Origin of the sequence: Bartonella sp. AP57NXGY, from assembly GCF_042195805.1 — a bacterium.
Taxonomy (GTDB): domain Bacteria; phylum Pseudomonadota; class Alphaproteobacteria; order Rhizobiales; family Rhizobiaceae; genus Bartonella.
This window is the reverse complement of record NZ_JBHIOZ010000030.1, coordinates 1-15,125: the sequence shown is the minus strand read 5'-3', so window position 1 is coordinate 15,125 and position 15,125 is coordinate 1. Positions and strand designations below refer to the sequence as shown.

The window sequence follows — 15,125 nt, the reverse complement described above, 5'->3', positions numbered from 1 at the left end:
TTTCCCATTTCAGAGATTACTCCAATTGATATACGCAATACTTTCGCCTTCATCTAGTATAAAGGCTAATATAGCAGAGAACATACGGATGCATTTTTTGTTTCAAAACTGCTATGAAGATGAGATATTGAGTTATAAGCAACAAAAAAATATTTAATGTCTCAATGAGACTTTTATACCTATCACCACACCTCAAATGAGAGGTTTTTACAGGATAATAGAAAAAGGTGAATCATCCTATATTCTAAAAAGACAGTTTATCCTTTCAGTGTATTTTGCTAAAGGCTTATGCTATAAACGTATAAGCGTGTTTTACTAGAATTTTAACTCTTTCATTTTTAAGGCTTCTGTTATGGGTGTTGTTGCCAAAAATTTTCCCATACCTGATCTTCATCGGGTTCGTCGTGTTCTCTTTTCTGTGTCTGATAAAACGGGTGTGGTTGCTTTTGCACAAGCCCTTCATGCTACTTACAATGTTGAATTAATTTCAACAGGAGGAACAGCAAAAACCCTCATAGCAGCTGGTTTACCCGTAAAAGATGTTGCTGAAGTTACCGGATTTCCTGAAATAATGGATGGGCGTGTAAAAACACTCCATCCTTTGATTCATGGTGCTTTGTTAGGGGTAAGAGAAGATCCTAACCATAGGGAAGCTATGGAAAAGAACAGCATTCATGGAATTGATCTTTTAGTGGTGAATCTTTACCCTTTTGAAGAGACGATCCTTTCGGGAGCTGATGGGCAAACGACTCTTGAAAATATTGATATCGGTGGACCGGCGATGATTCGCGCTGCGGCAAAAAATTATGCTTATACCGGTGTTGTAACAGCGATAAAAGATTATGATTCGATTCTAGCTGAATTAAAGCAGCATAATGGATGTTTAAGCTTATCTATGCGTCATCAGCTAGCAATGCGCGCTTATGCACACACCGCTGCCTATGATACGGCAATAGCATCGTGGTTTGCACGGGATTTAAAAATTGAAACTCCATCATGGCAGAGTTTTTCCGGTCATCTTGAAAGTGTTATGCGCTATGGGGAAAATCCACATCAACAGGCAGCATTTTATCGCAATAATGAAAAACGTTTTGGTATTGCAACAGCAAAACTTTTACAAGGCAAAGCGCTTTCTTATAACAATCTGAATGATACAGATGCAGCCTTTGAACTTGTGGCAGAATTTGATCCGCAAAAAACCGCTGCTGTCGCTCTTATTAAACATGCCAATCCTTGTGGTGTTGCGGAAGGAGAAAATTTGAAAGACGCTTATTTGAAAGCTCTTATGTGTGATAATGTATCGGCATTTGGTGGAATTGTTGCTTTAAATCAAACCCTTGATGAGGAATGTGCTGAAGAAATTGTTAAAATTTTCACAGAAGTGATTATTGCTCCTGATGCCACAATGGCGGCACGTGAAATTATTGCCAAGAAAAAAAATCTTCGTTTGCTCATTACAGGTGGAGTTCCTGATCCACGCTGTGGAGGACTTCTTGCGAAAACACTTGCAGGAGGCATTTTAGTACAATCACGTGATAACGTGGTAGTCGATGATCTTAAATTGCAAGTAGTGACAAAGCGGGCACCAACTCAAGATGAAATGCGTGATCTTCAATTTGCTTTTCGTGTAGCAAAGCACGTTAAATCAAATGCTATTGTGTACGCGAAAAATAGCGCAACAGTTGGAATTGGAGCCGGACAAATGAGCCGCATCGATTCAGCAAAAATTGCTGCAAGTAAAGCAGCAGAAAGTGCGCAAAGAGCAGGCTTAACAGAAACTCTCACAAAAGGATCTGTTGTTGCATCAGATGCATTTTTTCCTTTTGCTGATGGTTTATTAGCAGCAGCTGAAGCAGGAGCAACAGCAGTTATTCAACCAGGAGGCTCCATGCGTGATGAAGAAGTTATCGCCGCTGCTGATGCACAGGGGTTAGCGATGGTTTTTACAGGAACACGTCACTTCCGCCATTAATAATTTTGCTGCTTTTCTTTTCGTATGAGACAAATGTTTCAAGGAATTTTTCATAATTATCGTATGACTATTGATAACTGTTGAAATGGAAGCAGTTATTCAATCCAAAGAAGCTACACGTGAAGAAGTTTATCACCGCAGAAAATGCACATAATTTAGCCATTGGTTAGGGATAAGATGTTCTTGTTGATATTTTTAATGGTTACCCTTTCGCATGAGGAAAATGTTAAAGGGACATTATCTTGTATGTAGATGCATACCTGCTATGATATTATAACACAACTCTTTTTAGTAATATACTCTATTCTTAAACTAAAGAGTGTAATGAAAAGTTTGAGTAGGGGATATGAATATTCTACGTTTTTATAGTAATTGGCGCCGTTATCGTCGAACCGTTAATGCGTTAAGTCGTCTTTCAACATATGAACTTAGTGATCTTGGAATTTGTCGAGGTGATATTGATTCAATTGCACGACGTTATTCGCGTAAATCTTTATGAAAATTGTTTAAGATATTTGAGAGAATGCTTTGCTATAAAAAAGCGCGCATTTTGTGGTTTGTTATTATAACTTCATTTTTAGTATAATAACAAAGAGCAGAAGAGTTATTTTTCTCGGCCATTGTTATGTATTGTTTCTCGAATTTTCAATGCTTCTGTGATGTACAACATTTGATTTGTAATAATAATTTAGCGTTATTCATATTAAATTAGAACCCCGAATACCGTAAAATTCTTCCATTTCAAATCTGTGTATGTTGAATCAACCAAAACCATTCGCCTGCACGTTACAAGCGCGGGGAGAGCTGTATGGATAAAAGCTATTAAGAAAAGGCTAAAAATGCCTCTTATGAACTATCTCTAGTGCCAAGAGCTTGTTACAAACATTGGGCACTGATCAATAGTGTGATAGTGCCGAACTGCTCCTTCATAAGCATAAAGATGGGGGGGGCTTAATGGATTTACCGTTATACCCATCACGGGCATCGTCGCAAAATAGCTTGGAAGCGTTAAGGAATTTTTCTTTAAAATAAGTTCGTGAATATACAATACAATAGCGCTCTGTTTTTCGTGAAGAACGTAATCCTATTAATGCAACTCTCTCAGAGAGAAATATTGATCCCAACAGCACACTTAAAAATTTATCGAAGATAAGCAACGGCTTAATTTTCTCTCTATATCTTTAAAGGATCAAAATCCTTAACTAGTACTCATCTGTCAACAATGGTCTTTCAAAAACCTTTTTTTCTGAAGCCAATTCCTTTAGCATCACCTCATGAGATTCTATGAGCAAACCTTGCCTAAAAACATCCAACCCATACTCCCAAAAAATGCTTCGTGTATAAAATTGATATGATCTTCAAATTTTGAGAATATTACCACAATAAACGATGATGTTTTGCGACACGCAAGATAAAACGCAATATACTATGGGTTGGAACAATGTTCTAATTTTTTATCAAACGCTTTACGGATAAAACGCCAACGAACTTTTTCCTGAAATGCAGGACGAAAATATAAAACAATCTGTTGTGTCCGTTGTGGACCTGTTAATTCTGCAAAATCAATCGAATCTTCAAGACAAATATCTGCGTCAGGCGATATAAAATACCATATTTGTTCACTCTTCACGTTCTCATTCTTTACGGCTAAACACACACGTTTGCCATCATAGTTAACTTCAACTTGTGGATGAAGATGAAACCGAACAGCAACATGATTTTGTTCATTTTGCACACTCTTGTGTCTCTTTCCCCCTTTATTTGGCATAAAAAAGCGATCAAAACCTTCAATCGTATCTCCATTTGTCGCCAAAATAAGACCACGCTCATGAATAAGATTAAAGGGTCGCATATAACCATTATGACTCGCAATAAAACCCGTCTTCTCTGAATCCTCTATACGGCACACTTGAACGTCTGTTGGTCCATCAAACAAAAATGGCGCGCCATTTTTGTTTTTATGATAAAAAGCACCCACTGAACAATCATTAAGCGTAGCTGTTGAATGTGCTGCAGTAACACGCCCTAAATGTCGATACTCTTCCCGCCCATCAGGATTAACACCGGCATTGATAATAAAACGGTGCCCTTGTGAAGACATTTCAAAAGACAAACACCCCGAACAAGCCTGCTGTGCTACAGAGCGAGGTGGAAACTTTCCTGTATCTGCAAGCACTGTTGTTTGATTGGCTTTTAAGCGCTGAAATCCTGAATAACGGGCATAACTAAAAGGATGTCCTCCTGTTTCATCAAGCTCCAAAAGTGATGATAACCGTTCCGATACAAGGGGACCAACCCCATTAAAATGGGCCAACGTTTGATCCTCATGGATAAAGAATCGTAAAGCTGGCAACATACGCTCAACAGAATCAATCAAAATACGGGGTGCTGTTTCATTGCTACGCATAAAAAGATGCCGTAACGACAATAAATCCGATAACAAATTCAGCAAAATAACAGGACTACGGGAAATATGCCCACCATCAACTAGGATTTGACGGGAAAGCTCCTCTATAAGTGTGGTTTGTACCTTTTTTTTCACTGCCGCTGAAACAGGCAAAGCAAGAGATGCGAATGTCAAAGCCACTGCTGCTTGTAAACGTTGATCATTGTGCTCCATACTACAAACTGTTACGCGCAAATAACGAAATTGCAAACCAAGTGCACGTAAAAAGCGTTTTTCAAACCGTTCACTTGCCCCTTCTAACAACATTTTCGAATGACAAATCCATGAAATCAAGCGCCGCGCCACAACAGGATCACTCCAAGCAAGCCCTTTTACCTTCTTACCAGCATGGTCAAACCAGTCTTCTAAAAGAGAGCGTGCATGTGCAGAAGCTAAATCACTTCCTGCTGCCTCCATATGGCGCAACCAATGAAAATCATGTAGAGCCGCTTCCCATTCTAGCGTTGGTGGAACCAATGAAAACGGCGAAACAGCACCAGAATGAACAATGTGACCAGCAAAAGCAAAACGACCATGATAAAATTCATGCGCCATCATCGGATCAGCTACATGCAAATCCATGGGATGCGCTAAAATTTTATGAGGACGAAACCCTGAAAATCGCCAACGAAACAATGGTCCAACCCATAAACGCCGCATAACATTCTGTATCGTATCGATACAGGCTGCCACTTTTACCTGAGGAGCTTTTACCGCAACCGCCAAAATTTCATCTCCATTTATGCTGAATCAAATACAATTTCGACCATTTTTGTAAATGAAGCGTTAATTAAGCAATTTTTCGTAAGCGCGCAGCGAAAAAACCATCCATTCCTAAAAATACGGTTTTCTCAGCATCAAAATTTTTATGACAAAAATCCGCAGGCGTTGTCCGTAACATCCCCCCACAAAGCAAATGTTCCAGTGCTCCCATTTCCTCTGGATAAATAGGGTCTAAAACAATGTCATTGCGTATCGATAAAATTTTCTCAATAAGATCTTCACCTTCTTCTCTTGCCAATGAACAATTGGAAAAAACAATCCGCCCCCCCTCCTTCACCAAAGAAATTGCTGCGACAAGCAAATCATATTGCAACGCCGCTAACTTGACGATATCTTCCCTCGATTTCGTCCATAAAATATCTGGATGACGACGGATTGTTCCTGTAGAAGAACAAGGAGCATCAAGAAGAACCGCATCAAAAAGCTGTGTTGAATGGAAATTTTTCACATCGCCCTGCCAAATATGAACTGAAAAATGAAGCCGTTCCATATTTTCTTTTAAACGCTTTATGCGGTTAGCAGAAAGCTCAATTGCAGTCACCTCAGCCCCTTGCAAAGCCAATTGTGCTGTTTTTCCTCCAGGGCTCGCACAAAGATCAGCAACGCGTTTACCCTCAATACTCCCAAGTAAACAAGCAGGCAAAGCTGCTGCAAAATCTTGGACCCACCAAGACCCTTCACGATAGCCTGGTAAATCAGAAACAGAACACTCCAGACGCTTCAATCGAACAGAACCATTGGGCAATACCACACCGCCAAGCCTTTCAGCCCATCCACCACTATCAGATTTCACTGTCAAATCGAAAGGAGGTTCCACACTTTGAATTGCGATAATCTGATGTACCTTTTCTGTTCCATAAGCTGATATTAAAAGCTGTCCAAACCACGCTGGCACACCTTCAATGGTAGGAACTTGTTGGCGTAAAGGCTCTGCCTCACGTGCAACATTGCGCAAAAGAGCATTCACCACCCCTGAAAAACGGCGCATTCGAGGATCAAGTTTCGCCACACGCACAGCTAAATCAATAGCCGCATGATCGGGAATATCAAGATAAAGAATTTGTGCAACACTGATATGCAAAAGATGCTGAAGTGAAAGTGCTTGTGAAGGCAAAGGACGCGCCAAAAAGCGTGAGAGAGCCGCCATAATCTGCCCTCGATGACGCAATGAAGCTGTTAAAATAGCCCGACATAACAAACGATCTCGTTGTGAAAGCTTCAAATATTGTGGATGTCCGTGTTCATTATCCGTCAAACCAGACAGAGGCGTGTACTTATCAACTACCGCCCCCAAAAGACGCACACACACCTGTCGAACAGCTAATCCTGGAACATTTTTTTCAGACACATGCCCCGCTTTTTTGTGTTTCAAAACACCACCTTTATATCACAGTTTTCTCAAGAGCTCTCTCAATAATTCTATGAACGAGATCTTTTTGAATTTTCATAACGAAGCCAAGAAGGACGTTTTGTAACACGCTGAAAAGAACTGTTTTCTTGCTCACCTAATGCATGAGCCTGACCACTATGAAAATCTCCATAGTTCATCCCGCTGCTTTTTTCATGTATAGCGTCTTCTTTATTCCATCCCACACTTTTGGCAAGAGCCCCTTTCATCTCTTCTGCTTGCCGATAAAGAGCAGCGATACGATTTGCAGTTGCTGGATGTGTCGAAAAAAGACTATCCGCTCCCTCACCGCTCAAAGGATTAATAATAAACAGATGCGCGGTTGCTGGATTATGCTCTGCTTCTTCATTATATACCCCACGTCCCCCATCAGCAATCTTACGCAATGCCGAAGCCAACCATAAAGGATTACCACATATTTCAGCCCCTCTCCGATCCGCAGCATATTCCCGTGTACGGCTAATCGCCATTTGCACCAGCATCGCTGCAAAAGGCGCCACGAGCAATGCAATAAATCCTCCAATTGCCCCAGCGCCATGAGAATCTTCTGAAGAGTTACGCTGTCCTCCCATAAAGAAAGCAAAATTACCAAGCATTGAAATTGCCCCTGCAATCGTTGCGGTTAGAGTCATTGTTAACGTATCGCGATGCTCAATATGTGCGAGCTCATGCGCCATAACGCCGGCAATTTCCTCAGCGCTTAACCGCTCTAACAACCCAGTACTTGCAGCAACAGCTGCATTTTGCGGATTACGTCCCGTTGCAAAAGCATTTGGCTGTGCATTCTCAATAACATAAATTTTTGGTTGAGGAAGAGAAGCTTTTTTAGCTAAATCGCTTACAATCTTATAATAAACTGGTGCTGAATGCTGATCAACTTCACGCGCCCCGTACATGCGTAAAACGATTTTATCTGAATTCCAATAAGAAAAAAAGTTTAAACCACTTGCCATCAAAAGAGCAATGACCATGCCACCGCCCCCTCCAACAAGATAACCAACTCCCATAAAGAGAGCAGTTAAAAAAGCCAAAAGCATAGCTGTACGCATTATATTCATTACTCAAAAAACTCCATGATAAAAGTCAATCAATACTATATGATGGTGTTTTCTTTCTGCTTCTTCAATGGAATAGGTGTAAAATGAATAAAAAAGATGAGAAAACAAGCAAAAAAAATGCAACTGTCGTTAAACAGCAATCTCTTTCTCCCGCAGCACAACGCGCCCTTAAAGAAGCTGAAGAAAGACGAAAACGCGCAGCAAAAAAGGAACAACCTTTAGAAAACGGCGGACGCGGCGGCAAAGACCCTTCCCGCTATGGAGACTGGGAAATTAAAGGCCGCGCCATTGATTTTTAAAACCATTGATTTAAAAAAAAACGGCGCAATTTAAACAAGCAGCTTTTTAATGAAAATCCGTTTTTGATAGACAAAAACGGATAATATTTATTTTTCTAAAGCTTTTAAAACACATTGATTAAACAACCATGCTTCTTATGCTGAAGCAGATTCTGCTTCAGCCGCTGCCGCTGCTTCTTCTGCTGCTTGCTTTGCTGCTGCTATACGTTCTTGTGCTTTTTTACCCGGTTCACCTTTATGTGGATTATTACGAGTTGGACGCTTTTTCAAGCCAGCTGCATCTAAAAACCGTAAAACGCGATCTGTTGGTTGAGCCCCTTGCCCAAGCCAATATTGGATACGTTCTTCATTAAGTTTCACCCTCGGTCCATCTTTAGGCAACATTGGATCCCATGCACCAACACGTTCAAGAAACCGCCCATCGCGCGGACTACGAACATCTGCAACGACGATATGATAGTAAGGACGTTTTTTTGAACCTCCACGGGACAAACGAATTTTCAATGCCATATTTTATCTCCTATTGTCAGCTCTGGCTTTCGTTTAAATTGACTTTTTTTATTTTTTGCTCTTCAGCAATAACTTCATGATGACTCACAACTTCTTTAATAATAAATTTTAAAAATCTTTCAGCAAAATCAGGATCAAGATCACTATCCATAGCCAATTGCCGCAAACGCGCTACCTGATATTGCTCACGCAGAGGATCTACTTTAGGCAAATCATAATGCGCTTTTAAGCGCCCAACAGCTTTCGTACAACGAAACCGCTCTGCTAAGATATGAATCAAGGTTGCATCAAAATTATCAATGGATGCTCGTAAATGTGCCAATTCGTTTAATACTGTTTCCTGCATTATATTCCTTTCCCTCTTTACATCTTATTTTTTCTTAGGATGCTGAGGAAAATTTCCCCCATCGACAATGCCATTGGAAAGACCAGGAAATGTAGGTCCACGCTTAGGAAGTCCGGGCAAGAGCTTCCCTCCATTACCATTTTCAATTTGCTTTTGAAGCATTGAGAATTGCTTTGGATCCAATCCCGACAAATCCGGCATAGCTGGAGAATCCCCTCCCAAGTTTCCCATACCACCCAAACCCATTTTGGAACCAAGGCCTCCCAACATTTTTCCCATAAAACCACTTTTTCCTTTACCACCCATGGCTTTCATCATATCAGCCATTTGGCGATACATCTTCAAAAGTTTATTAATATCAGCCGCTGTCGTACCAGACCCCTTAGCAATTCGTTGTTTGCGGCTATGTTTTAAAAGCTCTGGATTCGCCCGCTCTTTGGGTGTCATAGATGAAATAATGGCCAATTGACGATCAAACAAACGATCATCAAACCCCGCAGCCGCAATCTGCTCTTTGACCTTCCCCATTCCTGGCAACATGCCCATAATACCGCCCATTCCACCCAGTTTTTTCATTTTCTGCAACTGTTCTGCAAGATCATTCAGATCAAATTTTCCAGCTTGCATTTTTTTTGCAAAAGCAGCAGCTTTCTCGTGATCCATTGTTTCAGCAGCTTTTTCAACCAAAGAAACAATATCCCCCATTCCGAGAATACGATCAGCAATACGACTGGGATGAAATTCTTCTAAAGCATCTATTTTTTCACCAGTTCCAATTGCTTTAATTGGTTTACCTGTAACAGCACGCATAGAAAGAGCAGCGCCACCACGCCCATCACTATCCATCCGTGTTAAAATAATCCCCGTAATCCCTACACGCTCATCAAAAGAACGAGCAAGATGAACGGCATCTTGCCCCGTCAAACTATCAGCCACCAACATAATCTCATGAGGAAGGGAACATGCTTTAATTTCAGCCAATTCGAGCATCAAAGCTTCATCAATATGATTACGTCCTGCTGTGTCAAGAAGAAGCACGTCATAACCACCCAATTTAGCAGCCTGTACGGCACGTGATGCAATATCAACAGGCAGCTGACCCGCAATAATAGGCAAGCTTGCAAGTTTTGCCTGTTCTCCCAATTGGCGCAATTGCTCCTGTGCAGCGGGACGGCGTGTATCTAATGACGCCATGAGAACTTTTTTATTGTGCTTATCAGTAAAACGTTTTGCAAGCTTTGCTGTTGTAGTTGTTTTTCCAGAACCTTGCAAACCAGTCATCATGATAACAACTGGAGCTGGTGCATTTAAATCACTCAGAACGCTTTCATTTCCAAGAATATGAACCAATTCATCATGAACAATTTTAACCACCATTTGGCCTGGTTTAATTGATTTAACGATTTCGGCCCCAACAGCTTTTTCCCGAACTCTATCGGTAAAAGAGCGCACAACATCAAGAGCAACATCAGCTTCCAATAAAGCGCGACGAATTTCACGCAGCGCCTCTACAACATCCTGATCCGATAAAGCGCCACGTCCCGTCAAATGAGACAGGATAGAACCAAGTCGCTCTTGCAAGGATTCAAACATCATTTACCTCATTGTTGCATAACAAACAAACCAAAATAGCATCCGAGAACGCATCGCGCCGTCGGATGTTGACCTCTGAGATCTCTTTATACCCTTAAACTGGGGTCTCAGTCGGTGGCTCCAAGTTAATTTTGTCACTGAAAGCTTGCTCCTTCAAACAATAAAACCCCAGCTTTGTCAAGTTTTATCATAAAATATCTTTTTATACGAAGAAATAAAAACAACAAATACTATACTTCAAAACTTTCAACTTCAACACGCATAAAACAACCTGTTTCCTGTTCCATGCTCCATAATTTTCCGCTAGAGATATCAAACCAAACCCCATGCAATGTCAAAAAACCTTGATCTTTGCGAAGCTTTATCCACGGAAACGTCTCTAAATTTCTCAACGAATGGCGAATAGAAAGCTGCTCTAATGCCGTCTGTTTTTCTGGCCAAGACAACGACTTATTATTCAAAACGATTTCTGCTGCTGGTGCTAAGAGACTTATCCATTGACCGATAAAATCATTTGATAATAAAGATTTATATGTCTCATTAAGAGCAGTACGAATGCCTCCACAATGGGCATGACCAAAAACGACAATATGTCTCACCTCAAGCAATTGCACAGCATATTCAAGAGCTGCTGATGTTGCGTGATATTGGTCATCAGGAGAAAAAGGAGGAACCACATTGGCCACGTTGCGCAGGGTGAAAATTTCCCCTGGCTTAGCATCAAAAATCATTTCTGGTACTGCACGCGAATCACAACAAGCAATGACCAAAACTTCAGGTTTCTGCCCCTCAATCGCCAATTGCTGATAATCTGCTATTTTATATAAAAAATGATTGTTTATAAAGTTTTGGTAACCACTTAAAAGTCTTTCTGGTAAATGCGCCATTCTCTCTTTACTTTTGCTTATTTTTTTACTTTTATTTTGTATATTTAAAAAAACAAACTATTAACATACAAAAATACTAAAAGTGCCCTTTCCTTGAAGCAAAATATTTCTTTAAAGTACAAAATATTACTAAAAAATAGCAAAAACAAACTCATTCTTTCCAAATAAAGAGCTATTTTCTTTAGAAAGAAGGTGTTACAGTATATAAAAAATATAATGGTCTGCTTTTAATAAAGACCCCTTAAGAGCAAAAAGGGAGAGTGAATGTGTTGCAACAAAAAAAAACAGAGACAAAAAACACCCAAGATAAAATAGAACAAATCCTTTTTGCCCAAACCGATAAAGAAGATATTGCTTATTACGAAAATGAAGAACTTCAAAAAGCCACAGCCATCGCGGTAAAAGCTTTTAATCTCCATCAGACGGGAAAAAATACCATCTGCTTTGAGCAAAATTTAACCCGTAGTAACAGACCTATAACCGTTATCACGCTTGTCAATGATAACAAACCCTTCCTTCTCGATTCTATTTTAAATGTTTTTAATCAACACAAAAACCATATCTATTTGATTGCACACCCCATTATTGATTGTGCTTCTGGAAAACGCATCAGTCTGATGCAAATTCACATCGAGTCATTAAACAAACAGCAAATACAAAAACTTGAAAATGAACTCACCTTAGTTCTTGAACAGGTTAATGCTGCTGTACAAGACTGGAAACCTATGCTTGAAGAAGTTGAAAAGCAGATTCATGCCTACCAAATAAGTCTTCCCCCACACTACAAACAAGAAGGCGAAAAAGCTATTGAATTTCTTCACTGGCTAATGGATGATAATTTCATTTTCCTTGGTATGCGCACTTACAACTTCATCAAAGACCAAAAACCCCTAAAATCCTTTACAGCGAGTAATATTGAGCTTGGTATACTCACGGATGCTTCTATTCATATTGTTGACGATAAAAGCATGAAAGAACCTCCTCAAGAAGTTTTATCCTTCATGGAAAGCGATAATCTGTTTATCGTGACAAAAGCGAACAGCCGCTCCAAAATTCACCGTTCTGTTTGGCTCGATTATATTGGTCTTAAAATCTTTGATAAAGAAAACCAACTCTGTGGAGAATTACGCATTGTAGGGCTTTTTACCTCCTCAGCTTATACACGTTCTATTTTGCAAATTCCTTTCTTAAAAGAAAAAGCCCGAACTATTATTCAACGTCTTGGACACAATCACGCCGATTATTCAGGTAAAGCACTCATCAGTGCTTTAGAAACCTATCCAAGAGATGAAATGTTTCGCTCTGATGTTGATACATTGACAGAAAACACTAAGCTTATTCTACAATTAGATGAGCGCCCACGTTTACGAGTTCTTGCCCACACTGATTCTTTTGGACGCTTTGTTTCTATCCTTGTCTACGTACCGCGTGACCAATATAGCAGCAGCCTGCGTGAAAAAGTTGGCGAACATTTTGTTGAGCTTTATAAAGGTGACTTTTTTGAATCTTATCCGCTATTTTTGGAAAGCCCCCTTATACGTGTCTATTATATCATCCATCGCAAAGGAAACGAAACTGTTCCCCTTCATGAGCGCTTCACACTTGAACAACATGTACGTTCGATTGCACGAAGTTGGGAAGACAGGGTTCAAGCCATCGCTCTTACCCAGAAAATAACAGAGCAACAAACACGTCTAGCCAGCGAATTCCCCAACAGCTATCGTGATTTATTTTCAGCTGAAGACGCTATTAACGATGCCGGACATATTCTAAGTCTTCATGATGAAAAGCCGCTTTTCGTGATCTTTTATCACGCACAAAACAAAGAAAAACAGTACATTTCTCTTCGGCTTTTTCACCGCCACGAAGCTCTTGCCCTTTCCAAACGTGTACCACTCCTTGAAAATATGGGGTTTCGCGTTATTGCTGAACAAACCCTTGAATTACCAGATGGCAATGGGCGCTCTGTGTATCTTCATGATATGCAGCTGGAAAGTACTTTCCAGCGCTGTATCGATTTTGAAAAAGACGGGCAAAAACACGCCGAAACCTTTGAAGCCATTTGGGCACAAAATGCTGATAATGACGGCTTTAATGCTCTCACCCAAACAGCTGAGCTTGATTGGCATGAAATTGTTATTTTGCGCCATTATGGGCGCTATCTCCAACAAGCTGGAATTCCTTATTCGCAAGATCGCGTTGCCCAAACTTTAAATGCATATCCTGACATTACCCAAGATCTTTATGCTTTATTTCATTTAAAATTTCATCAAAGCCATACAGAAAAAGAACGGGAAAAAAACCAACAAGTTATTCAAAAGCGCATTGAAGAAAAATTACGGAAAGTCTCTGGTTTAGATGATGATCTCATTTTACGCCGTTATTGTAACCTTATCGAGGCGAGTTTACGAACGAATGCCTTTACGCCTCTTCCTGATGGAAGTCCACGGCGTATTTTAGCCACCAAATTAAATCCACGCCAGATTGAAGGTTTGCCTGAACCGCGCCCTTACCGAGAAATTTTTGTTTATGGACCAGAAGTTGAAGGGGTCCATTTGCGTTTTGGACTTATCGCTCGTGGCGGCATTCGTTGGTCTGACCGTGCATTAGATTACCGCACCGAAGTGCTTAGCTTAGTCAAAGCCCAACAAGTTAAAAATGCGGTTATCGTTCCTGCAGGTGCAAAAGGTGGATTCTATCCCCATCGGCTTCCCCAAACAAATGACCGTGCTGTCATCATAGAAGCAGCACGACAAGCTTATACAGACTTTATAACAGCTTTGCTCTCCATTACAGACAATCTGATTAACGGCAAAATAAGTTCTCCCCACAATGTCATCTGTCATGATGACCCTGACCCCTATTTTGTTGTTGCGGCGGACAAAGGAACAGCAACTTTTTCTGATACAGCCAACGCCATCAGCCAAGCAAACCACTTTTGGCTTGATGATGCTTTTGCCTCTGGAGGTTCAGCAGGTTACGACCACAAAGACATTGGTATTACAGCTAAAGGTGCATGGGAAGCCATCAAAAGACATTTTAGAGAATCATTTAATCACGATATTCAAACAACGCCCTTCACCTGTGTCGGTGTTGGCGATATGTCTGGTGATGTCTTTGGCAATGGAATGCTGCTTTCCAAACAAACAAAATTGATTGCCGCTTTTGATCACCGCGATATCTTTATTGATCCAGATCCGAACATAGACGAAAGCTATGTAGAGCGTACGCGTCTCTTCAGACTACCTCGCTCAAGCTGGCAGGATTACGATAAAACCAAATTATCAAAGGGCGGTGGCATCTTCTCACGAAAAGAAAAAACCATTACTCTCTCACCTGAAGCAGCACAAGCCATTGGTTTCGAAAAACAAACAGGAACACCCTTTGAAATTATCTCTGCTCTTCTCAAAGCCCCTGTTGATCTTTTATGGTTCGGTGGCATTGGTACTTATATCCGTGCTGCAACAGAAAACGATGCCCAAGTAGGTGATCGAGCAAATGATGCAATACGCATTACCGGAGAACAAGTGCGTGCAAAAATTATTGGTGAAGGAGCTAATCTTGGTGTTACACAACGTGGACGGATTGAATATGTCTTAAATGGTGGTCGATGCAACACGGATGCCATTGACAATTCTGCTGGTGTGAATTGTTCTGATATTGAGGTCAATCTCAAAATTGTTCTTGCATCAGCACTACGTGCCAAAACGTTAACCCGCGAAGAACGCAATAAGCTCTTGAAAAAAATGACGCCTCAAGTCGAGCAACTTGTCTTGCGCAACAATTATCTACAACCTCTTGCGCTTTCTTTGGCGGAAAACCA

Annotated in this window: 11 protein-coding genes; 4 read left to right on the top strand and 7 right to left on the bottom strand. The window is 40.6% G+C overall.

From position 1 onward, the window contains the following. The first annotated feature begins 352 nt into the window (after nucleotides 1-352). Nucleotides 353-1,972, top strand: a complete 1,620-nt coding sequence (purH, locus tag ACFIL8_RS04855) for a bifunctional phosphoribosylaminoimidazolecarboxamide formyltransferase/IMP cyclohydrolase (protein WP_375638442.1) — start codon at nucleotides 353-355, stop codon at nucleotides 1,970-1,972. A gap of 346 nt (nucleotides 1,973-2,318) precedes the next feature. Further along, complete coding sequence (locus ACFIL8_RS04850) at nucleotides 2,319-2,471, top strand: DUF1127 domain-containing protein (protein ID WP_273790070.1); 153 nt, start codon at nucleotides 2,319-2,321, stop codon at nucleotides 2,469-2,471. A gap of 927 nt (nucleotides 2,472-3,398) precedes the next feature. On the opposite strand, the gene ACFIL8_RS04845 is transcribed toward ACFIL8_RS04850, so the two are convergent. The 3 genes from ACFIL8_RS04845 to htpX all read right to left on the bottom strand — a co-directional run bounded on the left by ACFIL8_RS04845 (nucleotide 3,399) and on the right by htpX (nucleotide 7,667). Beyond that, nucleotides 3,399-5,144, bottom strand: coding sequence for a heparinase II/III family protein (locus ACFIL8_RS04845; RefSeq protein WP_375689033.1), 1,746 nt, complete (start codon nucleotides 5,142-5,144; stop codon nucleotides 3,399-3,401). A gap of 64 nt (nucleotides 5,145-5,208) precedes the next feature. Further along, the gene (locus tag ACFIL8_RS04840; protein ID WP_375612722.1) at nucleotides 5,209-6,573 is read right to left on the bottom strand and encodes an RsmB/NOP family class I SAM-dependent RNA methyltransferase; all 1,365 of its coding nucleotides are present in this window, start codon (nucleotides 6,571-6,573) and stop codon (nucleotides 5,209-5,211) included. 47 nt (nucleotides 6,574-6,620) lie between these two features. After that, nucleotides 6,621-7,667, bottom strand: coding sequence for a zinc metalloprotease HtpX (gene htpX, locus ACFIL8_RS04835; protein WP_375673650.1), 1,047 nt, complete (start codon nucleotides 7,665-7,667; stop codon nucleotides 6,621-6,623). 83 nt (nucleotides 7,668-7,750) lie between these two features. On the opposite strand from htpX, the gene ACFIL8_RS04830 reads away from it, so the two are divergent. Next, nucleotides 7,751-7,966, top strand: a complete 216-nt coding sequence (locus tag ACFIL8_RS04830; protein WP_273790074.1) for a DUF1674 domain-containing protein — start codon at nucleotides 7,751-7,753, stop codon at nucleotides 7,964-7,966. A 135-nt stretch (nucleotides 7,967-8,101) separates the two neighbouring features. Here ACFIL8_RS04830 and rpsP read toward each other — a convergent pair whose 3' ends face one another. The 4 genes from rpsP to ACFIL8_RS04810 all read right to left on the bottom strand — a co-directional run bounded on the left by rpsP (nucleotide 8,102) and on the right by ACFIL8_RS04810 (nucleotide 11,302). Beyond that, the gene (gene rpsP, locus ACFIL8_RS04825) at nucleotides 8,102-8,476 is read right to left on the bottom strand and encodes a 30S ribosomal protein S16 (RefSeq protein ID WP_273787601.1); all 375 of its coding nucleotides are present in this window, start codon (nucleotides 8,474-8,476) and stop codon (nucleotides 8,102-8,104) included. Between the two features lie 16 nt (nucleotides 8,477-8,492). Then, nucleotides 8,493-8,822, bottom strand: a complete 330-nt coding sequence (locus tag ACFIL8_RS04820; RefSeq protein WP_375689031.1) for a chorismate mutase — start codon at nucleotides 8,820-8,822, stop codon at nucleotides 8,493-8,495. A 24-nt stretch (nucleotides 8,823-8,846) separates the two neighbouring features. Next, nucleotides 8,847-10,415 carry a signal recognition particle protein gene (ffh, locus tag ACFIL8_RS04815; RefSeq protein ID WP_375638445.1) on the bottom strand — a complete coding sequence of 523 codons (1,569 nt, stop codon included), beginning with the start codon at nucleotides 10,413-10,415 and terminating at the stop codon, nucleotides 8,847-8,849. A gap of 230 nt (nucleotides 10,416-10,645) precedes the next feature. Further along, nucleotides 10,646-11,302, bottom strand: a complete 657-nt coding sequence (locus ACFIL8_RS04810) for a carbonic anhydrase (RefSeq protein WP_375612226.1) — start codon at nucleotides 11,300-11,302, stop codon at nucleotides 10,646-10,648. 266 nt (nucleotides 11,303-11,568) lie between these two features. Between ACFIL8_RS04810 and ACFIL8_RS04805 the strand changes: the two genes are divergently transcribed. Further along, nucleotides 11,569-15,125 (top strand): NAD-glutamate dehydrogenase (locus ACFIL8_RS04805; protein ID WP_375689029.1); only part of this gene is annotated, 3,557 nt, incomplete at its 3' end.

What these genes read in the sequence shown, in the direction of transcription:
- purH (WP_375638442.1), top strand. Translation starts at nt 353, where the DNA reads ATGGGTGTTGTTGCCAAAAATTTTCCCATACCTGATCTTCATCGGGTT.
- ACFIL8_RS04850 (WP_273790070.1), top strand. Translation starts at nt 2,319, where the DNA reads ATGAATATTCTACGTTTTTATAGTAATTGGCGCCGTTATCGTCGAACC.
- htpX (WP_375673650.1), bottom strand. Translation starts at nt 7,667, where the DNA reads ATGAATATAATGCGTACAGCTATGCTTTTGGCTTTTTTAACTGCTCTC.
- ACFIL8_RS04830 (WP_273790074.1), top strand. Translation starts at nt 7,751, where the DNA reads ATGAATAAAAAAGATGAGAAAACAAGCAAAAAAAATGCAACTGTCGTT.
- rpsP (WP_273787601.1), bottom strand. Translation starts at nt 8,476, where the DNA reads ATGGCATTGAAAATTCGTTTGTCCCGTGGAGGTTCAAAAAAACGTCCT.
- ACFIL8_RS04820 (WP_375689031.1), bottom strand. Translation starts at nt 8,822, where the DNA reads ATGCAGGAAACAGTATTAAACGAATTGGCACATTTACGAGCATCCATT.
- ffh (WP_375638445.1), bottom strand. Translation starts at nt 10,415, where the DNA reads ATGTTTGAATCCTTGCAAGAGCGACTTGGTTCTATCCTGTCTCATTTG.
- ACFIL8_RS04810 (WP_375612226.1), bottom strand. Translation starts at nt 11,302, where the DNA reads ATGGCGCATTTACCAGAAAGACTTTTAAGTGGTTACCAAAACTTTATA.